Origin of the sequence: Curtobacterium sp. ODYSSEY 48 V2 (genome assembly GCF_023712625.1) — a bacterium.
In the GTDB taxonomy this organism is placed as follows: domain Bacteria; phylum Actinomycetota; class Actinomycetes; order Actinomycetales; family Microbacteriaceae; genus Curtobacterium.
Genome location: NZ_JAMAXX010000003.1, coordinates 246,531 through 266,407 on the forward strand (window position 1 = coordinate 246,531; position 19,877 = coordinate 266,407).

The following is a 19,877-nucleotide window of genomic DNA, read 5'->3' on the forward strand; positions in this document are numbered from 1 at the left end:
GTGAGGGGATCCCGGCAGGCGTCGTGCGCCGTCGGGACGATGGGATCAGCCTAGCGAGCGCGCGTACGCTCGCAGCGTGACCGAGACGACTGTGGACAACACCGAGACCGCCCGCACCGCCGTGGAGTTCTGGTTCGACCCGAACTGCCCGTGGGCCTGGATGACGAGCCGCTGGGTCGGCGAGGTCGAGCGCCAGCGCCCGATCGACGTGACCTGGAAGGTGATGAGCCTCTTCGTCCTCAACGAGGACCAGGACATCCCGGACGAGTACCGGGAGCGCATCCACAAGGGACAGCTCTACCCGCGCATCGTCACCGCCGCGCTGCTCCGCCACGGCCAGGACGTCGTCAAGCCGCTGTACGACGCGCTCGGCGAGCACGTCCACCACCGCCAGGAGTCCGACCCCGACCAGGTCGTGCCCGCCGTGCTCCGCGAGCTCGACCTCGACGAGGACCTGCTCGAGTACGCGTGGACCGACGAGGTCGACCAGGCCGTCCGCGCGAGCCACCAGGACGGCATCGACCGGGTCGGTCAGGACGTCGGCACCCCGGTCATCGCCGTCGAGGGCACCGCGTTCTTCGGCCCGGTCATCTCCCCGGCGCCGAAGGGCCAGGAGGCGCTCGACCTGTGGGACGGCGTCGTCGCCGTCGCGAACGTCCCCGGGTTCTTCGAGCTCAAGCGTTCGCGGACGGTCGGTCCGATCTTCGACACCGTCGAGTAGCCCGACCGGCGTCCACGACGCGACCGGTGGACGGACGGGAGGCGCGGTGCGGCTCCGCCCCGCGCCTGCCGTCCGGCCGGCACCCCGTCAGGCCAGGGGCAACCGCATCAGGGTCAGGTCGAGCCACCGGTCGAACTTCCGCCCGACCTCGGGCAGCACGCCGACGGTGGTGAAGCCGAGTCGCTCGTGGAGGGCGATCGAGCCGGTGTTCGTCGAGCAGATGCCCGCCATCAGGACGTGCACGCCGGCCGACCGGGCGTGCGCGACGAGCGCGTCCATGAGCACGGTGGCGATGCGCCGACCGCGGAACGCCGGGACGACGTAGACGCTGTGCTCCACGGTGTGCCGGTACCCCTGGTGCGGCCGGAAGGCGCTGTAGGTGACGTACCCGGCGACGGCGCCGTCGACCTCGGCGACCAGGACGGGCAGCCCGGCAGCCCGGCGCTCCGCGAGCCAGCCGTCGAAGTACTCCCGCGGGTGCGGCTCCTCCTGCCAGATCGCGGTCGAGTGCAGCACGGCGTCGACGTGCAGGGCGTGGACGACGTCGAGGTCACGCGGCTCGCAGTCGCGGACCGTGACCGAGGACGCCGACTCCGTCGCATATGCTGTCGCCATGTCTCAGATCGTAGACGACTTCTCGGCGACGGTGGAACCGGTCACCGAGCACCCGGACGACGCCGACCAGCGTCGCCTGGGGGAGCGACTGCAGCGCCTCCGCACCGAGCGGAAGTGGAGCCTGACCGAGCTCGCCGAGGAGTCCGGTGTCTCCCGCGCGATGATCAACCGCGTCGAGCGCGGGGTGTCCAGTCCGACGGCGACGATCCTCGGGCGGCTGTCCGGGGCGTTCGGACTCACGATCTCGCAGCTCCTCGACGAGGCACTCGACCACGAGGTGCCCAGGGCGACCGACCCGGACGAGGCGCGTGGCGTCCAGCGCGGGGTGACCGCCGACTCCTGGACCGATCCCGAGACCGGGTACCGCCGTCGTCCGGTCTCGAGCGCCGACTTCCCCGCGGACGTCACCGAGGTGCGCCTCCCGGCCGGTGAACAGGTGGCGTACCCGGCGTCCGCCTACGCGTTCCTCCGGCACTGCATCTGGGTGGTCGACGGCGTGCTCGAGGTCGTCGTCGGCGACGAGCCCACCCGGCTCGGTGCCGGCGACCGCATCGAGCTCGGTGAGCCCGCCGACGTGGTCTACCGGAACCCCGGCGCGGAGCCCGTGCGGTACGTCGTCGTGGTGGTCCGGGCCCCTCGGGGCCGGGAATAGGATCGGAGCCATGCGCATCCACCTCGGAACGGACCACGCCGGCCTCGAGTTCACCAAGACCCTCGCCCAGCACCTCACCGAGGCGGGGCACGAGGTCGTCGACCACGGGCCGACCGAGTACGACGCGCTGGACGACTACCCGTCGTTCTGCATCAACGCCGCGCACGCGGTCGTGCAGGACCAGCGCGCGGGCGTCGAGGCGCTCGGCGTCGTCTTCGGCGGGTCGGGCAACGGCGAGCAGATCGCCGCGAACAAGGTGGAGGGCATCCGCGCCGCGCTGGTCTGGAACGAGTCGACCGCGCTCCTCGCCCGCCAGCACAACGACGCGAACGTCATCTCGATCGGCGCGCGCCAGCACACCGAGGAGGAAGCGATGCGCTTCGTCGACCTCTTCGTCGCCGAGCCCTTCTCGGGCGAGGAGCGTCACGCTCGCCGCATCGCGCAGCTGGCCGAGTACGAGACGACGGGGCACATCGCCGGTCGGCAGATCGACGAGTAGTCCGGGTAGACAGGACCGATGCCAGAGGGTCACTCCGTCCACCGCATCGCGAACCAGTTCTCCCGGCACTTCGTCGGCAAGCGCTGCGAGGTCTCCAGCCCGCAGGGGCGGTTCGCCGCCGGTGCCGCCCAGCTCGACGGCAAACGCATGGTCGCCGCCCGGGCCGTGGCGAAGCAGATGTTCCTCGAGTTCGAGGACGACCTGTTCCTCCGGGTCCACCTCGGGCTCTACGGGGCGTGGGACTTCGCGGGCGTGATCTCGTCGGCCGAGGCGCTGTCCGAGGACGGCGACGGCGAGGAGTCGCTGTCGTCGATCGGCGCCCCGCGGCTCGCCCGGTACCGGATGGCCGAGCAGGAGAAGTCGGAGGACCCGATCGAGTCCTTCCCACCGGACCCGGTCGGGCAGGTGCGCGTCCGCATCCTGACCGAGGACACCGTCGCCGACCTCCGCGGTCCGACGGCCTGCGTCGTCGAGGACCCGGCCGGGGTGCAGCGCGCGCTCGACAAGCTCGGGCCGGACCCGATCAACGACGACGGCCCGGAGGCCGAGCAGACCTTCGTCGACAACGTCCGGAAGCGGAACGTCGCGATCGGGCAGCTGCTCATGGACCAGGCCGTCGTCGCGGGCATCGGCAACATCTACCGGGCCGAGCTGCTCTTCCGGCAGCGCATCGACCCGTACAAGCCCGGCAGGAAGATCACCGTCGAGCAGGCGAAGGCGCTCTGGCAGGACTGGTCGAAGCTGCTGCACGCGGGGGTCCGTGACGGCCTCATGCTGACCATGGACGACCTGTCCGAGGCCGACCACGCCAAGGCGGTGCGCTCGCGGAAGGACCGCCACTGGGTGTACCACCGCGAGGGGGAGCCCTGCCGGGTGTGCGGCACCGAGATCCGGATGGCGGACATGGCCGGACGCAAGCTCTACTGGTGCCCGAAGGACCAGGAGTAACGCCGGGGACCAGGACGAGCCGGCGCCGCTACAGGTCGCGGTGCGTGAACCGTCCCGCGATCGCGGTCCCGAGCACCTCGGCGTGCCGCAGCGACGCCGAGTCGGCGACCGCCAGCGGGTCCGCGGCGAGCAGCACCAGGTCGGCGACGTCGCCGACGGACACGCCGACCCGACCGCCCTCGGTCGAGCCGCGCCACGCGGTCAGCGCCGCCAGCCGCTCGGACGGGTGCCACGGTGTGCGTCCGTCGCGGTCCCGCCCGACCGCGGCCGCCATCGACACCCACGGGTCGAGCGGCGCCACGGGAGCATCCGACCCGAGCCGGAGCTCCGCACCGGCCCGGTGCAGCGACGCGAACGGGAAGGCCCGGTCGGTCATGCCCGCCCAGTACCGGTCCGCGATGTCCCGGTCGTCCATCGCGTGCTCGGGCTGGACGGACGCAGCGACCCCGAGCCGGGCGAACCGGTCGACGTCGGTGTCGACGAGCAGCTGGGCGTGCTCGATGCTGCCCCGCGCGCCCACGGCCTCGAACACGTCGAGCGCCAGGGTGTTCGCCCGGTCGCCGATCGCGTGCACGGCGGGGACGAGTCCGGCGTCGACCGCGCGCCGGACCATCGCGACGAGGTCCTCGAACGGGTACGCGAGCACCCCCTCGCCCGACGTCAACGCGGCGGTCCGGGTTCCGAGCGAGCCGTCGGTGATCACCTTGAACGGACCCGTCCGGACCAGACCACGGGTACCGTCCACGACGTCGCCGGTCCGGAGACCACGGGCGATCGCCGCGTCGAGGCCGCCCGGGTACACCCCGCAGTCCACCCGCAGGCCGTCGGTGCCGGCGCGGACCCGTCGCGTCCAGCGGTCGAGTCCGGGCACCATCTCGAGGTCGACGACACGCGTCACGCCGCGGGCGGCCGCTGCGTCGACCGCCTCCGCCGCCCAGTCGTCGAGCACGTCGTCCGGCACCCGGGACAGCACCGCGGTCACGTCGAAGGCGTCCTGCTCGCGCAGGACCCCGTCGTCCCCGGCGGCGAGCGGCCGTCCGACGAGCGCCGAGCAGTGGGCGAGCGCGAGCGCGTTGCACCACACGGCGTGCAGGTCGGCGCTGATGACGACGACCGGGAGGCCCGGTGCGGCTCCGTCGAGCAGCTCGCGTCGTGCGGGGCGCGGCCAGGTCCCGTCGCGGTAGCCGTGGCCGACGAGCACCAGGTCCGACACCCCGGTGCGCGCGACCGCGGCGAGCGACTCGGCCGTCGCCTCCGCCGACGTGCAGGCGGACACGTCGACGCGCCGGCGGACCAGGGCCCACTGGTCGAAGTGCACGTGGTGGTCGACGAGCCCCGGACCGAGCCACGCGCCGTCGGTCTCGACGACGTCGGTGTCGGCGCCCGGGGGCGGGTCGAGCGTGCCGGCGGGGGCGACCGCGTCGACGCGGCCGCCGACGATGCGCACGTCGCACGGCGCGCCGGCGGTGCCCACCCGGCGGACGGTGCGGAGCAGGACGTCGGTCACGATGCCTCCCGGTCGTCCCGGCGCGCCACCTGGGCGCGCTCGACGGCGTCGGCGAGCGCTGGCGAGGCGTACGGGCCGTCGCCGCGGAGCCCGGCGACGATCCGCTCGACGACCTCGGGAGCCTTGTTCTGCGAGAGCTTCGCGCGGGCGTCGAACCGGGCGACCCGGATGCGGATGCCGACGGTGCCCTTCGCTGCGCGGCGGGCGGTCGCGGGGTCGACGTCGAGGGACACCGGCTCGGGCATCACGCGCTCGAAGTGGTCGACCAGCTCGCCGAGCACCCGGAAGTTCTCCTCGTCGGACAGGATCTCCGGCGTGCCCCAGCAGTGCGCCGTCACGTGGTCCCAGGTCGGCACGAACTGCTCCGGTGGGTACCAGGCGGGGGAGACGTAGCCGTGCGGGCCCTGGAAGACGACGAGGACCTCGTGCTGGCCGAGCTCGTGCGCGACCTCGTCCGGTCGGCCGACGTGCGACACGAGGACGAGCGCGTCGGGATCGTCGTCCGGTCCCGGCGCCTCGAGCAGGAACGGGTAGTGCGAGGCGACGAGCCCCTGGGCGGTGTGCGACACGATCGTCGCCCACGGGTGCCCGTCGATCAGACGTCGCACCTCGTCGACGTCGGTCATGAGGAAGTGGGGTGTGTGCCGCATGCGACGAGCGTGGCACATGCGAGGCTGGTCGGCATGGAGAAGCGCGCCGCGTACGAGTCCGTCCTGCCCTACGTCCGTGAGTGGATCGACTACAAGGTGTGGCAGCTCCGGCTCCCGGGCGTGCAGGTCGCGATCGGATTCGAGGACGAGGTGCTGTTCTCCGAGGCCTGGGGTCACGCGGACGTCGAGGCCGGACGGCGCCTGACGACCACGGATCTGTTCCGGATCGCGTCGCACTCGAAGACCTTCACCGCGACCGCGCTGCTGCAGCTCGCCGACGCCGGCGCGCTGCGGCTCGACGACACCGTCGGGTCGTTCGTGCCCGCCCTCGTCGACGCCGGGTCGCCGATCGCCGACGCGACGGTGCGCGAGCTCATGGAGATGGGCGGCGGTGTCGTGCGTGACGGTGCCGACGGCGACCACTGGGCGCTCGACCACCCGTTCCCGGACGCCGACCAGCTCGTCGCGCTCGTGGTCGAGGGCGGCGCGAAGGTCCCCGTCGGCTCGGCCTTCAACTACTCGAACCTCGGCTACGGCCTGCTCGGACTCGTCATCGAGGCCGTCACCGGCACGACCTACGCCGAGCACGTCCGGCGTGCGATCGTCGAGCCGCTCGGACTCACCGGCACCGGGCCGGAGTACGACCCGGCGCGCGAGGACGAGTTCGTCGTCGGCTACACGGGCCTGCACATCGCCCGCACCCGCCAGCGTGTCCCGCACGTCACGACCGGGGCGCTCGCCGCGGCGACGGGCTTCCACGGCACCGCGTCCGACCTCGTCCGGTACTTCTCGGCGCACGTGCCCGGCCGGGGTTCGCTGCTGTCCGACCACGCGAAGCGCATGGCGCAGCGGAAGGCCTGGAGCGCGCTCGACACCGATCCGGCCGCGCGGGGCTACGGCGCGGGCTTCATCGTCGACCGGATCGGCGGGCGCGAGGTCCGTGGGCACTCCGGCGGCTTCCCCGGCCAGATCACCCAGACGGTGTTCGACCCGGCGTCGTCGCTCGTCGTCTCCGTCCTGACGAGCAGCGCGACCGGCCCGGCGGGGATGCTCGCGACGGGCATCGTGCACCTGCTCGACGCCGCGGCCGACGAGCACGCCCCCGGTCCCGAGCTGCCCGCGGACGTCGACACCACGCGGTACACCGGACGCTTCACGACCTTCGAGGGCATCACCGACGTCGCACGGGTGGGGGACCGGCTGCTCGCGATCGACCCGACGCAGCCGGTGCCGACCGAGTCCCCGGTGCGCCTGGGCGTCGTCGACGAGGACACGCTCCTGATGGCGGCGGGGAACCGCTTCGGCTCGGTGGACGAGCGGATCACCTACGCGCGCGGCGAGGACAGCACCGTCGTGTCGTTCCGCGGGGACAGCGGCATGACGCACCGCCCGTGGTCGGTCCCCGAGGAGTCCCCGGAGGTCGCCGCCGCCCTCGTCTGACGGCGCGACGGGCACAGGGGGTGGGGACAACCCCACCCCCGATCCGGGAGACGGCAGGATGGGACGCGGGGACGGGCTCCGTGAGGCTGGACCCATGACCGACACCGACCGCCTCGACCAGGCCGAGACCGTCCCGCTGGACGACCATGCCGCCGATCGTGCACAGACCGTCCCGCTCGACGGAGCCGTGCCCCAGGGAGCCACGAAGCCGATGCCCGAACAGCCCCGCACGCCCGACGGCGGCCCGTCCTCGGCGCCCTCGGGATGGGGTGCGACACCGACCACGGGGCGGGCGTCCGCTCCGGGGGAGCAGCCCTTCGCCCCCGCGGGTGCAGCGGCGCAGCCGCCCTTCGCCGCCGCGGGTGCGCCGGGCAACGGGGGTGGTGCCGGCTCCGGCATGACCGCCGGTCGCTTCTACCGCGAGGCCTGGCGTCGCCTGCCGCGCGACTTCGGCTACATGGCGCTGACGGCCGTGCTGCTCTGCACGCTGTACGCGGCGTTCCCCGCGGCGCTGTTCGGGCGGGGCCTGCGCGACCTGTTCAACCCGTTCGTGCTCCTGATGTTCTTCATCGCGCTGTTCGTGGCGCGGTGGCTCGGCCAGTTCGAGAAGACCCGCATCGGGTGGGCAGACCCCCGGCCGATCCGTCCGGTGGACTGGACGCCGCGGTGGCAGCAGAACTGGTGGACGCGCACCGGGTCCGCGGTGGCGAACCCGCACTACTGGCTGTACCTGCTGCACGCGGCCGTGGTCTACCCGCTCGCGGCACTCGTGACCGTGGGAGCCGGTGTCGTGCTCCTCGCCGGGTTCGCCTGGCCGTTCGTGGTCGCCGTCGCCTGGGGCTTCCTCGGCGTGGGCGGCATGTACCTGCCCAGCTCGGACAGTGCCGCGCTGCTCGCGATCGGACTCCTCAGTCTGCTGTCGATGGCCGCGTCGGTGGCGCTCCTGCCCCTCTGGGCACGTGGCTCCGTGCTCGCCCACTACTGGATCGACCTCGGTCTGCTCGGTGGCTTCCGTGCCGAGCAGCTCGAGCAGCGCGTCGCCGGGCTGCAGGCCTCCCGCGCGGGTGCCGTGACGGCCGAGGGCCAGGCACTGCGCCAGATCGAGCGAGACCTGCACGACGGTCCGCAGCAGCGGCTCGTCCGGCTCCGCATGGACCTCGCCGCTGCCGAGCGCGCCTTCGACCGCGACCCGGAGAAGGCGAAGCGGCTCATCGGCGAGGCGACCGAGCACGCGCAGGACGCCCTCGACGAGCTCCGCGCCCTGTCCCGCGGCTTCGCACCGCCGATCCTGCTCGACCGCGGACTCGTGGCAGCGCTCGAGGCACTGGTCGCCCGGACGCCGATCCCCGTCGGGCTCGACGTCCGCCTGCCCGAGGGGCTCGAGCTCGCGACGGAGATCCAGCGCAACGTGTACTTCACGGTGAGCGAGCTCCTGACGAACACGACGAAGCACGCCGGTGCCTCGACGGCCGGCGTGTACCTCGGGCTCATCGTCGACGCCTCGGGCCTCTGGTACCTGACGGTCAGCGTCACCGACGACGGCCGTGGTGGCGCACGACCGCAGGAGGGCCACGGCATCGAGGGCCTGATGGGTCGGATGCGCGCCCTCGACGGCGAGCTCGTCGTGAACAGCCCCGAGGGTGGTCCGACCGAGGCCACCGCCCGGATCCCGCTCGGAGCCCTGAACGGCGTCCCCGTCGTCCGCGGGTGACGGCGTCGGGAGCGGCCCGGCGCCACGGTCGGCGCACCCGCTCCCACTAGGCTGGTCGGCATGAGCGACGGCCCGGGTGCAGCACGCATCCGGGCCGTCGTCGTCGACGACGCGGTGCTCCTGCGTGAGGGGCTCGCCCGCGTGCTCGACGAGGCCGGCATCGACGTCGTCGGCCAGTACGCCGACGCGGACGCCTTCCTCGCCACGCTGCCCGACGGTGCCCCCGACGTGGTCGTCATGGACGTGCGGATGCCGCCGACCTTCACCGACGAGGGTGTGCGCGCCGCCGTCGCCACCCGCCGCGTCGCACCCCGCACCGGGGTCCTGCTGCTGTCCCAGTACGTCGAGGCCACCTACGCCGAGGACGTCCTGGCCGCCGGGGCGACCGGCATCGGGTACCTGCTCAAGGACCGCGTGACCCGGCTCGAGGAGATCGACGACGCCGTCCGGCGCATCGCCGCGGGCGGCACCGTGCTCGACCCCGAGGTCGTCACGCAGCTCATGGGTCGCCGGCGGGACCCGCTCGCCGCCCTGACGCCCCGCGAGCGCGAGGTCCTCGGGCTGATGGCCGAGGGGCGCACGAACGCCGCCATCGCCCGTGCGCTCGTGATCGGCACCGGAGCCGTCGAGAAGCACGTGTCGAGCATCTTCGGCAAGCTCGCCCTGGAGGACACCGGTGAGGACCACCGCCGCGTCCTCGCCGTGCTCGCGTACCTCGGCTGACCCGACGCATGGCGACCGCACCGTGACCCGCGTCCCCGCACCGGTGCTCGCCCTCGCCGCGATGCTCTCGGTGCAGATCGGTGCCGCGCTGGCGAAGACCCGCTTCGACGAGGTCGGGTCGGTCGGTGCCGCTGCGCTCCGGCTCGTCATCGGTGCGCTCGTGCTCCTGCTCGTCGTGCGCCCGCGCGTCCGGCACTGGACCCGCGGGCAGTGGACGGCCGCGGTGCTGCTCGGCCTCGCGCTCGGCGGGATGAACGTCTTCATCTACGTGGCCTTCGCGAGCATCCCGATCGGCGTCGCCGTGACGATCGAGTTCCTCGGACCGCTCACCCTGTCGCTCGCGCACACCCGACGGTGGCGGGACGTCACGTGGGCGGTCCTCGCGCTCGCCGGGGTCGTGCTGCTCGGTGTCGGTCCGGCCGCGGTCACCGCGGTCGGTGGCGTCGTCGCCGCGATCGCCGCTGCCGCGTGCTGGGCGGGCTACATCGTGATGAACCGGCGGGTCGGTGCCGCCATCCCCGGGGTCGACGGGCTGGCGGTGTCGATGGTCGTCGCGATGCTCGTGTCGCTGCCGACCGGACTCCGTCCGGCCGTCGACGGCGTGGTCGGGGACCCGTCGCTGCTGCTCGTGTTCGCGGGCGTCGCGCTGCTCTCGACCGTGCTGCCGTACGCCCTCGAGATGCTCGCGCTCCGCCGGATGCCCACCCGGGTGTTCGGTGTGCTGCAGAGCCTCGGTCCGGCGATCGCGGCCCTGGCGGGCCTCGTGGTGCTGCACGAGGAGCTCGCGGTGCAGGAGGTCGTCGCCCTGGCCTGCGTGAGCGTCGCCAGCGTCGGGGTCACCCTGTCGGCGCGACGCGGTCGCGCGCGACCGGACGCGGGTCGGACGGGAGGCGCGGGGCAGGTTCCCTGACGTCGGGGACGTCCGTCGTGCCTCCCGGCCGACCGCCTACTCGGCGCGCAGGAAGTCCGCGTACGTGGGTTCCGACTGCACACCCGACAGCAGGGCCGGATCGTTGATCCGGCGCTCGACGTAGGCCGCGATGACCTCCGGCGGGGTGAGCACGTGGGCGACCCAGGACGGCACCTCGTTCCTCTTCACAGTGCCTCCTCTCGTCGGGTCGTGGCCGTCGAACTTCTCGATGATCGTGTAGTTCGACGAAGCGGTACGGGCAGAACGATCCTCGTGATGCGGGTGGAAGTCAATGCGGTGCGTTCCCCGGATGCCGTGGGTCGGCGCGGAGCGTGCGGTGCTTCACGGCCGACCGCCAGACCCAGGCGTCGGCCTGCTGCCCGAACTGCGCCCACTCGACGAGCACGGCGTCACGGGTCCAGCTCTTCGCGAAGCCCTTCACGCGGATGTGGAACGTGGGGAACTGGATCCACGCCCACACGGGTGCGGGGGTGACCGCGTGGCAGACGTCGGGCCCGCGGGCATCCTCCGACAGGGAGTAGGCGCGCGGGCGTTCGACCTCCGGGTGTTCCGGGGGCTGCCACCGGTTCTCGCGACGCCGTCCCACAGGGGTATTCGAACGTGTGTTCGAACCGGCGTCAAGTCGGCCGCGCGGTCAGCGTGGGGATCGGCCGCCGTGCGGGCGTGTCGGTGCGCGACCGGTGGAGTCGCGCACGCTCAGGGTCAGCGAGGGGCCGGGGCGTGAGGGCAGGACCGCGCCCGAGTCGATCTGCTCGCGCAGGAGCACGGCGGCCCGCTGCCCGAGCTCGACCGTGTCGCGGGTCAGGGACGTGATCGCGGGTCGCACGAGGCGGATCATCGCGGAGTCGTCGAACGAGACGATCGACACCGCGTGGGGGACCGCGATCCCCATCTCGCTCGTGACGCCGAGGCCGGCGACGGCGAGCACGTCGTTGTCGTACACGATCGCGGTCGGCCGGTCGGTGCCGGACAGCAGCGTCCGCGTCGCACGGGCGCCGGCCTCCGCCGAGTAGTCCGTCGGGATCGACACTGTCCGCTCGAGCCCCTCGGTCGCGGCGAACGTCTCGAGGCGCGCCGTGCGCATCGCCGTGTGCTCGAACTCCGGAGGACCGGCGACGTGGGCGATGCGGCGGTGACCGAGGGCGTGCAGGTAGCGCAGGACGGTCTCGGTGGCGTCGGAGTCGTCGATCCAGACGCTCGGCGCCGCACCCGCCGGTGACGGGTGGGATCCGACGACGACGGCCGGCATCCCGAGCTCGGCGAGCAGGGCCAGGCGGTCGTCGTCCTGTCTCGGGTCGATCACGACGACGCCGTCGACCCGGTGGCCTCGCCACCAGTCCCGGTACGTCTGGAGCTCCTCGTCCGCATCCCGCGCCACGAGCAGGGTCATGCCGACGTGGGTGCCCGCGAGACCGAGCTGGATCCCGGAGATCAGGTCGCCGAAGAACGACTCCGTCCCGAGGGTGCGTGCGGGCCGGTTCAGCACGAACCCGATCGAGCCCGCCCGGGCTCCACCGAGCGCGCGCGCCGCGGTGTGCGGCTGCCAGTCGAGCTCGCGCGCGATCTCCTGCACCCGTCGACGGGTCTCCGGGGAGACGCCCGGTCGGTCGTTGAGCGCGAACGACACCGCGCTGATGGACACGCCGGCTCGGGCGGCGATGTCGGCGATCGTCGTCCGACGCTTCGGTTGCACGGGGTTGACTATAACGCTTTAGTCCCGCACAGTGGCACGCAACCCGGTTGCAGCACACGACGGCTGAACCGCTTGAGCAGGATGACGAAGGAGTCACAACGCCATGAGGACCACACCACGACCGACGAGGGGCCGCGCGGCAGCGCTGCTCGCGACCGCGGCGGCCACCGCCCTCGTCCTGACCGGCTGCTCGAGCGGCAGCAGCGGCGCGACCGGCGGAGGGAACGGCAAGGTCGAGGGCACCATCACCCTGCAGACCTGGGCGCTCACGCCGACCTACACGGACTACCTGCAGGGCGTCATCGACGGCTTCGAGCAGGAACACCCCGACGCGAAGGTGAAGCTGCAGGACCAGCCGGGCGACGGCTACGCGGACAAGGTGCTCAGCCAGGCGTCGTCGAACTCGCTGCCGGACGTCATCAACCTGCCGCCGGACATCGCGCTGCCGCTCGCGAAGCGCGGGTTCCTGCAGGACGTCTCGAAGGACGACAGCACGCTGAGCAGCACGTACGTCGCCGGCGCGCTCGACTCGTACGAGTACAAGGGACTCGACGGCACCTACGGCTACCCCTGGTACCTCAACACCGACGTCGACTACTGGAACTCGACGATGTTCGCGAAGTGCGGGCTCGACGCGAACGACCCGCCGAAGACCACCGACGAGCTGTTCACGCAGGCGAAGACCATGCACGAGAACTGCCCGGACGACTACCTGATGAGCCGGAAGCCCGGGCTCGGTGACTTCACGCTCGCCGGCGTCAAGGTGGTCAACGGGGACGGGACGAAGTTCACGTTCGCGGACTCGTCGAAGGCCGCCGACCTGATCGACCGGTACAGGACGGCGTACCAGGACGGCTACATGCCGTCGAACGTCCTCAACAGCGACTACCTCGGCAACTCGACGCTCTTCACGCAGGGCAAGGTCGCCTGGACCACCGGTGGTGCGACCGCGCTCGCCGACATGGAGAAGAGCAACCCGTCGCTCACGGGCAACGTCACCGTCAGCCCGGCGCTCGACACCCCGCCGCTGTACGTGCAGGGCCTGTCGGTGTCCAGCAAGTCGAAGCACCTCGCCACCGCCGAGGCGTTCGCGCAGTACATGACGAACGCGAAGAACCAGGAGGCGTTCGCCCACCAGGTGAACATCTTCCCGTCGACCGTCTCGTCGCAGTCCGACCCGTACTTCTCGAAGGACGACGGAACCGTGAACGGCAAGGCCCGCGTGCTCGCGAACGAGGCGCTCAAGGAGGCGAAGGTCCTCAACCCGGTCGAGGCGAACTCCGCGATGACGGACTTCCTCGACCAGCAGATCGCCCTCGCCATGAAGGGGCAGGTCTCGCCGGAGAAGGCCCTGCAGACCGCGCAGGACAAGATGAACTCGCTCCTGGCCAACGGCTGATGCGCGCCAACCGCTGGTTCACGCCCTGGCTGCTCGTCCTGCCGGCACTCGTCTGGCTCCTCGCGTTCAGCCTCTGGCCGTCGATCAACACCGTCCGGTTGTCGTTCACGAACGCCAGCCCGCTCGGGGGCGTGAGCCAGTGGGTGGGCGTCCGCAACTTCCAGACCCTGCTCGCCGACCCGCAGGTGTGGGAGGCGTTGCTCAACAGCGTCATCTACATGGCGATCTGCCTGCCGCTGCTCACCGTCCTGCCGCTGCTCATCGCGGTGCTCGTGCAGCAGAAGCTCCCCGGGATCGCGTTCTTCCGCACGGCGTACTACACGCCCGTGATCGCCTCGGCCGTCGTGGTCGGGCTCATCTGGACGTGGATCCTCGACGACCGCGGCGTGGTGAACGAGATCGTGAAGGCGCTCGGTGGCGCGGGCATCCCGTTCCTCACCGACCGGTGGCTGCTGCTCATCAGCGCGATCAGCCTGACGGTCTGGAAGGGCCTCGGCTACTACATGATCATCTTCCTCGCGGCGCTCGGGAACGTCGGCAAGGACCTGCACGAGGCCGCCGCCCTCGACGGTGCCGGGTCGGTCCGCCGCTTCTGGTCCGTGACGATGCCCGGTGTCCGCGGCACCATGACGCTCGTCGGCATCCTGGTGTGCGTCAGCGCGCTCCGGGTGTTCAGCGAGCTCTACATCCTCACCAACGGCACCGGCGGACCCGGTGGGCAGGACAACTCGCTCGTCATGCTCATCCAGCAGTACGCCCGCGGCTTCACCGGCAACCTCGGCTACGCGTCCGCGCTCAGCCTGCTGCTCTTCGTGGTGACGCTCGTGCCGATGCTCGCCCTCGCGCGCATGAACAGCAAGGCGGACAAGTGACGAACACGACCAGCACCACGGAACCCGTGATCGGGGGCGCCGCCGGCGCCGCCGCACCCGCACCGGACGTGACCGGCGGGACGGACGGACGCCGCGCCTCCAGGCCGACACCACGGAAGCGCCGCCAGGTCTGGGGCGTCATGTCCACGCGCGAGAAGGTCGTCCGCTACGTCCTGCTGATCGTGGTCCTCTTCATCACGATCGGCCCGTTCCTCTGGCAGCTCTCCACCTCGCTCAAGGGCGCGGGCGAGGACATCTACACCGCGAACCCGTCCTTCATCCCGAGCGAGCCGACGTTCGACAACTACCTCAAGGTGGCGGCGGCGATCCCGGTCTTCCGGTACATCGGCAACTCGCTGCTCGTCGCCGCGATCGACGTGTTCGGCAACATCGTGTTCGCCACCCTCGCCGGGTTCGCCCTCGCACGCCTGCAGTGGCGCTTCCGCAAGCTCGTGCTCGGCCTGTTCCTGGCGACCCTGGTGCTGCCGGGCGAGGCGACGATCATCAGCCAGTTCGTCACCGTGAAGGACCTCGGTCTCGCCGACAACCTGGTCGGCGTCGCACTGCCCGGCATGATCGCCGCGCTGAACGTGCTGCTGATGTTCAACGCGTTCCGACAGATCCCCGAGGAGATCGACCAGGCGGCGGTGATGGACGGGGCGAACGCGATGCAGCGCCTCCGGTACATCTCGCTACCCGCCGTGCAGGGGACCATCGCCGTGATCGCGATCTTCTCGTTCATCGGCGCGTGGGACGACTTCCTCTGGCCGCTCATCGTGCTGCAGTCGCCCGAGAACCTGACCCTCACCGTCGGGCTGCAGTACCTGCAGGGCACGTTCGCCACCGACCAGCGCATGATCGCGGCGGGCACCATGATCGCGTTCATCCCCATCGCCGTGATCTTCGCCGTCCTGCAGCGCTTCTTCTTCAAGGGCGTCGAAGAGGGCGGGGTGAAGGGCTGATGCGCTTCGGCGTCAACCACACCCCGTCGGTCGGCTGGTTCCACTCGTGGCTCGACTTCTCGGCGTCGGACACCGCGCGCGACATGGAGCAGATCGCCTCGCTCGGCGCCGACCACGTGCGCATCTTCCCGCTGTGGCCCGTCGTGCAGCCGAACCGGACGCTCATCCGGCAGCGGGCGCTGGCGGACGTCGCCACCGTCGTCGACATCGCCGGGTCCTTCGGGCTCGACGTGAACGTCGACGCGCTGCAGGGGCACCTGTCGAGCTTCGACTTCCTGCCGTCGTGGCTCGAGAGCTGGCACCGCCGGAACCTGTTCACCGACCCGGACGTGGTCGCGTCGACCGCGGCGTACGTCGAGGCGCTCGCCACGGCGGTCGGCGACCGGCCCAACCTGCTCGGCGTCTCGATCGGCAACGAGGTCAACCAGTTCGCGCACGCACCGCACCCCGCCCCGCACGACATCACCGCGGAACAGGGACACGCGTGGGCCGCGGCGATGGTCGCGGCGGCGCGGCGCGGGCTGTCCGGTGGGTCCACGGTCGGGTCGTCGGCCGGCCGGGAGGCACCACCCGCGTCCGCCTCGTCGGCTCCTGCCGCCCCCGGGTCGCGTCCTGCGCCGCTGGTCACCGTCGCGCAGTACGACGCGGCCTGGTACGACGACACGCAGCCCTTCGGTCCGGCCCACGCGGCGGACCACGGCGACGCGACGGTCACGCACTCGTGGGTGTTCAACGGGTCCGCGGCCCTGCACGGCGCACTCGGCGCCGGGTCGGTGCGGCACGGGGAGTACCTGCTCCAGCTCGCCGCGGCCTGGAACCGTGAGCCCGGTCGACCGAACTGGCTGCAGGAGGTCGGCGCCCCGACGAACGTCGTCGACCCGGCCGACGCCGCCGCGTTCACCGACCGGACCATCCGGCACGTCGCCGGCGCCCAGGACCTGCTCGGGGTGACCTGGTGGTGCTCGCACGACGTCGCACGGTCGCTCGCCGACTTCCCGGAGCTCGAGTACGACCTCGGGCTGTTCACGAACGACGGCCGGCTGAAGCCCGCGGGCGAGGCGTTCGCCGCCCTGGCCCGGACCGGTCTGCCCGCCCCCGCGGCGCCGCCGACCACCGCGGTCGTGCTGGACGACGTGCTCCCGGACGGCTCGCCCCGGTACGGGGTGCGTGCGGACTGCGCCCCCGGTGGCCGGTTCGCGGCCGCGTGGCTCGCGTGCGCCGAGTCCGCCACGGACGGCCGCGGACCCCAGGTCGTGCTGCGCTCCCGGCTGCCCGACACCGCGCACACCGCGGCCAGGGGCATCAGGAGCACCGTGGAGGTGCCGGACGACCTCGCCGGCACCGCGCTGTCGATCGCCCACCCCGCGACGATGCCCTGACCCCGGCCCACCACGGCCCAACGCCCCGCCCGACCACGCCCCGATCCGTCCACCCGGAAGGACCCCATGCACGACGACATCCCCCTCACCACCGGACGCGCCCGACGGGTCCTCCACGAGCGGATCCTGCCCGCGGTGCACGCGACCGCGGTGCCGCTCGGAGCCGCCTGGCACGAGCTGCCCGGTGAGCCGGTCCCGCCCGCCGCCGGTCTGCAGCTCGACTTCACGCCGTACGAGGTGGGGACGCCGTGGGGCGCGGCCTGGGGCACGACGTGGTTCCGGCTGTCCGGCACGATCCCGCAGGAGTACGCCGGGCAGCGCGTGGAGGCGGTGATCGACCTCGGCTTCGACGAGAACATGCCCGGGTTCCAGTGCGAGGGGCTCGTGTACCTGGCCGACGGCACGCCGGTGAAGTCGATCAACCCGCGGAACCAGTGGGTGCTCGTCACCGAGCGGGCCGAGGGCGGCGAGACCGTCGAGCTCTTCGTCGAGGCCGCGTCGAACCCGGTGCTGCTCGACTACCACCCCTTCCTGCCGACGCAGGAGGGCGACGTGCAGACCTCGTCGTCGAAGCGGCTGTACACGAGCCGCCGGATGGACCTCGCGGTGTTCGCGTCCGAGGTGCACGACCTGTCGCTCGACCTCGAGGTCCTCCTCGAACTCCAGGCCCAGCTGCCCGACGGCCCGCGGCGGATGCGGATCCTGCAGGCACTCGACGACGCCCTCGACCGGCTCGACCTCCAGCACATCGTCGGGACGGCAGCGGACGCCCGCGCCGCACTCGCCGACGTGCTCGCCGCGCCCGCAGCGGCCTCGGCGCACACGATCTCAGCGATCGGGCACGCACACATCGACTCCGCGTGGCTGTGGCCCGTCCGCGAGACGATCCGGAAGGTCGCCAGGACGACCTCGACGATGACCGAGCTCATCGACCAGACCGACGACTTCCTCTACGGCATGTCGAGCGCGCAGCAGTACGCCTGGATCAAGGAGCACCGGCCCGAGGTCTACGCGAGGGTGCAGGCCGCGGTCGAGGCGGGTCGCTTCCTGCCCCTCGGCGGCATGTGGGTCGAGTCCGACACCGTGATGCCGACGGGCGAGAGCATCGTGCGGCAGTTCTCGCAGGGACAGCGGTTCTTCGAGCGGGAGTTCGGCATCCGGCCGAAGGGCGTCTGGCTGCCGGACAGCTTCGGGTACTCGCCGGCGCTGCCGCAGCTCATGCGCCGCGCGGGCTTCGAGTGGTTCTTCACCCAGAAGATCTCGTGGAACCAGGTGAACAAGTTCCCGCACCACACCTTCCTCTGGGAGGGCATCGACGGGTCGCGGGTCTTCTCGCACTTCCCGTCCATGGACACCTACAACTCCCGGCTCTCCGGGGAGGAGGTCGCGAAGGCCTCCCGCCAGTTCCGTGAGAACCGCCTCGCCACGGGGTCGATCGCCCCGGTCGGGTGGGGTGACGGTGGCGGGGGCACGACGCGCGAGATGACCGGCACGGCCGAACGCCTCGCCGACCTCGAGGGCAGCGCGAAGGTCCGGTGGGAGCACCCGGACGCGTTCTTCGACCGGGCGAAGTCGGAGCTGCCGGACCCGCCGGTGTGGGTGGGGGAGCTGTACCTCGAGCTGCACCGCGCCACGCTCACCAGCCAGCACCAGACGAAGCAGGGCAACCGCCGGTGCGAGCAGCTGCTCATCGAGGCCGAGCTCTGGGCCACGACCGCCGCGGCACGCACCGGGTTCGTGTACCCGTACGACGAGCTCGACGCGCTCTGGCAGCAGGTCCTCCTGCAGCAGTTCCACGACATCCTCCCCGGCACCTCGATCGCCTGGGTGCACCGCGAGGCGGTCGCGAAGTACGCGGAGACGGCCGCAGCCCTGACCGCGATCATCGAGGACGCGCTGTCAGCACTCGCCGGCCCCGGGACGGAGACCGTCGTCGTCAACCCGGCCCCGGTCCTCCAGGCCGGTGCTCCCGCGCAGGGTGCGCTCCCGGCGACCGACGTGCCCACCGCGGAGCCGGTCTCGCTGGCCCGGCAGGACGGCGGGTACGTGCTCACCAACGACCTGGTGCGGATCGTCGTGACCGCACAGGGGCTCGTCACGAGCGCCGTCGACCTGGCCACCGGACGCGATGCGATCGCCCCGGGGCAGGCCGCGAACCTGCTGCAGCTGCACCAGGACTTCCCGAACATGTGGGACGCGTGGGACGTCGACCGGTACTACCGGAACCGGGTCGAGGACCTGGTCTCCGTCGACTCGCTCGACGCATCGGTCGACGCCGCCGGGATCGCGCGCATCGTCGTGTCGCGCTCGTTCGGGGACTCCACCGTCACGCAGGAGATCGTGCTCGCGCCCGGTTCCCGCACGCTCGAGTTCGACCAGACGACCGACTGGCACGAGACCGAGAAGTTCCTCAAGGTGGCGTTCCCGCTCGACGTCCGCGCCGAGCACACGGTCGCCGAGACGCAGTTCGGCGCGCAGAAGCGCGTCACGCACACGAACACCTCGTGGGAGGCCGCGAAGTTCGAGACGTCGATGCACCGCTACGTGCTGGTGGAGGAGCCCGGGTTCGGGGTCGCCCTCGTGAACTCGTCCATCCACGGCTTCGACACCACCCGTGACGCCGTCGACGGCCACGTCACCACCACCGTCCGGCTCTCGCTGCTCCGCGCACCGCGCTTCCCCGACCCGGAGACCGACCAGGGCGTGCAGACCCACCGGTACGGCATCGTCGTCGGGACGGACCAGCTCGGCGCGACCGCGGCCGGCATCGTGATGAACGCCCCGGCACGGCGCATCACGGGCGCCCACGGGTTCGAGCCGCTCGTGCAGGTGTCGGGCGACGTCGTGCTGTCGAGCGTCAAGCTCGCCGACGACCGCTCGGGCGACCTGGTCGTCCGCGTGTACGAGCCGAGCGGGCGGCGGGGGACCGGCGGCATCGCCGTGGCCGAGCCCGGCGTCTTCGGCGACCCGGTCGAGGTGACGCTGCTCGAGGATGTCGACGACGCCCTGCCGGGCGTCGCCGCGCTCACCGACGGTGTCGCGGCCTTCCCGGTCGACGCGTACGAGGTCCGGACCTTCCGCTACCCGCGCGCCTGAGACCCCCGCCGCCGGGGGTTCGGGATCCCCGGCGGCGGTCCCCGGTCGGCACCGGTCGACCGGGCCACCACTCGATGAG

At 72.0% G+C, this 19,877-nt stretch carries 19 protein-coding genes; 13 read left to right on the plus strand and 6 right to left on the minus strand.

What is annotated here, in order from left to right; genetic code table 11:
- Nucleotides 1-76: 76 nt before the first annotated feature.
- The gene (locus M3666_RS06205) at nt 77-721 is read left to right on the plus strand and encodes a DsbA family protein (RefSeq protein ID WP_308301834.1); all 645 of its coding nucleotides are present in this window, start codon (nt 77-79) and stop codon (nt 719-721) included.
- An 87-nt stretch (nt 722-808) separates the two neighbouring features.
- Here M3666_RS06205 and M3666_RS06210 read toward each other — a convergent pair whose 3' ends face one another.
- Nucleotides 809-1,336, minus strand: coding sequence for a GNAT family N-acetyltransferase (locus M3666_RS06210; protein WP_251154767.1), 528 nt, complete (start codon nt 1,334-1,336; stop codon nt 809-811).
- Between M3666_RS06210 and M3666_RS06215 the strand changes: the two genes are divergently transcribed.
- The 3 genes from M3666_RS06215 to M3666_RS06225 are packed head-to-tail and all read left to right on the plus strand — an operon-like array spanning nt 1,335 to nt 3,435.
- Nucleotides 1,335-1,988, plus strand: coding sequence for a helix-turn-helix domain-containing protein (locus M3666_RS06215; protein WP_251154768.1), 654 nt, complete (start codon nt 1,335-1,337; stop codon nt 1,986-1,988). The two genes, M3666_RS06210 and M3666_RS06215, sit on opposite strands and share 2 nt — an antisense overlap.
- A gap of 10 nt (nt 1,989-1,998) precedes the next feature.
- A complete protein-coding gene (locus M3666_RS06220) occupies nt 1,999-2,487 on the plus strand; it encodes a ribose-5-phosphate isomerase (RefSeq protein WP_251154769.1) in 489 nt (162 codons plus the stop codon).
- A gap of 18 nt (nt 2,488-2,505) precedes the next feature.
- Nucleotides 2,506-3,435, plus strand: a complete 930-nt coding sequence (locus M3666_RS06225; RefSeq protein ID WP_251154770.1) for an Fpg/Nei family DNA glycosylase — start codon at nt 2,506-2,508, stop codon at nt 3,433-3,435.
- 28 nt (nt 3,436-3,463) lie between these two features.
- Here M3666_RS06225 and M3666_RS06230 read toward each other — a convergent pair whose 3' ends face one another.
- Together M3666_RS06230 and M3666_RS06235 are read right to left on the minus strand one after the other, a co-directional pair.
- On the minus strand, nt 3,464-4,942 hold the full coding sequence (locus M3666_RS06230; protein ID WP_251154771.1) for an amidohydrolase family protein: 1,479 nt from the start codon (nt 4,940-4,942) through the stop codon (nt 3,464-3,466).
- The gene (locus tag M3666_RS06235) at nt 4,939-5,592 is read right to left on the minus strand and encodes an FMN-binding negative transcriptional regulator (RefSeq protein ID WP_251154772.1); all 654 of its coding nucleotides are present in this window, start codon (nt 5,590-5,592) and stop codon (nt 4,939-4,941) included. Before M3666_RS06235 ends, M3666_RS06230 begins: the two co-directional genes overlap by 4 nt.
- A 33-nt stretch (nt 5,593-5,625) precedes the next feature.
- Between M3666_RS06235 and M3666_RS06240 the strand changes: the two genes are divergently transcribed.
- The 4 genes from M3666_RS06240 (at nt 5,626) to M3666_RS06255 (ending at nt 10,376) form a co-directional block, all read left to right on the plus strand.
- A complete protein-coding gene (locus M3666_RS06240; RefSeq protein ID WP_251154773.1) occupies nt 5,626-7,032 on the plus strand; it encodes a serine hydrolase in 1,407 nt (468 codons plus the stop codon).
- A gap of 94 nt (nt 7,033-7,126) precedes the next feature.
- Nucleotides 7,127-8,743 carry a sensor histidine kinase gene (locus M3666_RS06245; protein WP_251154774.1) on the plus strand — a complete coding sequence of 539 codons (1,617 nt, stop codon included), beginning with the start codon at nt 7,127-7,129 and terminating at the stop codon, nt 8,741-8,743.
- 60 nt (nt 8,744-8,803) lie between these two features.
- Nucleotides 8,804-9,466, plus strand: a complete 663-nt coding sequence (locus M3666_RS06250; protein WP_066653098.1) for a response regulator transcription factor — start codon at nt 8,804-8,806, stop codon at nt 9,464-9,466.
- A gap of 22 nt (nt 9,467-9,488) precedes the next feature.
- A complete protein-coding gene (locus tag M3666_RS06255; RefSeq protein WP_251154775.1) occupies nt 9,489-10,376 on the plus strand; it encodes a DMT family transporter in 888 nt (295 codons plus the stop codon).
- Between the two features lie 36 nt (nt 10,377-10,412).
- Here M3666_RS06255 and M3666_RS06260 read toward each other — a convergent pair whose 3' ends face one another.
- From M3666_RS06260 to M3666_RS06270, 3 genes are all read right to left on the minus strand, one after another.
- Complete coding sequence (locus M3666_RS06260; RefSeq protein ID WP_158407736.1) at nt 10,413-10,565, minus strand: hypothetical protein; 153 nt, start codon at nt 10,563-10,565, stop codon at nt 10,413-10,415.
- A gap of 100 nt (nt 10,566-10,665) precedes the next feature.
- A complete protein-coding gene (locus tag M3666_RS06265) occupies nt 10,666-10,983 on the minus strand; it encodes a hypothetical protein (RefSeq protein ID WP_066653100.1) in 318 nt (105 codons plus the stop codon).
- Nucleotides 10,984-11,031: 48 nt separating this feature from the next.
- The gene (locus M3666_RS06270; RefSeq protein ID WP_251154776.1) at nt 11,032-12,090 is read right to left on the minus strand and encodes a LacI family DNA-binding transcriptional regulator; all 1,059 of its coding nucleotides are present in this window, start codon (nt 12,088-12,090) and stop codon (nt 11,032-11,034) included.
- A 103-nt stretch (nt 12,091-12,193) separates the two neighbouring features.
- Here M3666_RS06270 and M3666_RS06275 point away from each other — a divergent pair, with 103 nt between their 5' ends.
- From M3666_RS06275 to M3666_RS06295, 5 genes are all read left to right on the plus strand, one after another.
- On the plus strand, nt 12,194-13,489 hold the full coding sequence (locus M3666_RS06275; RefSeq protein WP_251154777.1) for a sugar ABC transporter substrate-binding protein: 1,296 nt from the start codon (nt 12,194-12,196) through the stop codon (nt 13,487-13,489).
- Complete coding sequence (locus tag M3666_RS06280) at nt 13,489-14,361, plus strand: carbohydrate ABC transporter permease (protein ID WP_058727596.1); 873 nt, start codon at nt 13,489-13,491, stop codon at nt 14,359-14,361. Before M3666_RS06275 ends, M3666_RS06280 begins: the two co-directional genes overlap by 1 nt.
- Nucleotides 14,358-15,323, plus strand: a complete 966-nt coding sequence (locus M3666_RS06285) for a carbohydrate ABC transporter permease (protein ID WP_220456183.1) — start codon at nt 14,358-14,360, stop codon at nt 15,321-15,323. Before M3666_RS06280 ends, M3666_RS06285 begins: the two co-directional genes overlap by 4 nt.
- The gene (locus tag M3666_RS06290) at nt 15,323-16,702 is read left to right on the plus strand and encodes a glycosyl hydrolase (protein ID WP_251154778.1); all 1,380 of its coding nucleotides are present in this window, start codon (nt 15,323-15,325) and stop codon (nt 16,700-16,702) included. The genes M3666_RS06285 and M3666_RS06290 overlap by 1 nt, the downstream gene beginning before the upstream one ends.
- 66 nt (nt 16,703-16,768) lie before the next feature.
- On the plus strand, nt 16,769-19,798 hold the full coding sequence (locus M3666_RS06295; protein WP_251154779.1) for a glycoside hydrolase family 38 C-terminal domain-containing protein: 3,030 nt from the start codon (nt 16,769-16,771) through the stop codon (nt 19,796-19,798).
- The last annotated feature ends 79 nt before the right edge of the window (nt 19,799-19,877 follow it).

Excerpts from the sequence above, each read along its gene's own strand:
- M3666_RS06220 (WP_251154769.1), top strand. The coding sequence starts at position 1,999 with ATGCGCATCCACCTCGGAACGGACCACGCCGGCCTCGAGTTCACCAAG.
- M3666_RS06215 (WP_251154768.1), top strand. The coding sequence starts at position 1,335 with ATGTCTCAGATCGTAGACGACTTCTCGGCGACGGTGGAACCGGTCACC.
- M3666_RS06275 (WP_251154777.1), top strand. The coding sequence starts at position 12,194 with ATGAGGACCACACCACGACCGACGAGGGGCCGCGCGGCAGCGCTGCTC.
- M3666_RS06295 (WP_251154779.1), top strand. The coding sequence starts at position 16,769 with ATGCACGACGACATCCCCCTCACCACCGGACGCGCCCGACGGGTCCTC.
- M3666_RS06245 (WP_251154774.1), top strand. The coding sequence starts at position 7,127 with ATGACCGACACCGACCGCCTCGACCAGGCCGAGACCGTCCCGCTGGAC.
- M3666_RS06250 (WP_066653098.1), top strand. The coding sequence starts at position 8,804 with ATGAGCGACGGCCCGGGTGCAGCACGCATCCGGGCCGTCGTCGTCGAC.
- M3666_RS06235 (WP_251154772.1), bottom strand. The coding sequence starts at position 5,592 with ATGCGGCACACACCCCACTTCCTCATGACCGACGTCGACGAGGTGCGA.
- M3666_RS06290 (WP_251154778.1), top strand. The coding sequence starts at position 15,323 with ATGCGCTTCGGCGTCAACCACACCCCGTCGGTCGGCTGGTTCCACTCG.
- M3666_RS06240 (WP_251154773.1), top strand. The coding sequence starts at position 5,626 with ATGGAGAAGCGCGCCGCGTACGAGTCCGTCCTGCCCTACGTCCGTGAG.
- M3666_RS06280 (WP_058727596.1), top strand. The coding sequence starts at position 13,489 with ATGCGCGCCAACCGCTGGTTCACGCCCTGGCTGCTCGTCCTGCCGGCA.
- M3666_RS06210 (WP_251154767.1), bottom strand. The coding sequence starts at position 1,336 with ATGGCGACAGCATATGCGACGGAGTCGGCGTCCTCGGTCACGGTCCGC.
- M3666_RS06225 (WP_251154770.1), top strand. The coding sequence starts at position 2,506 with ATGCCAGAGGGTCACTCCGTCCACCGCATCGCGAACCAGTTCTCCCGG.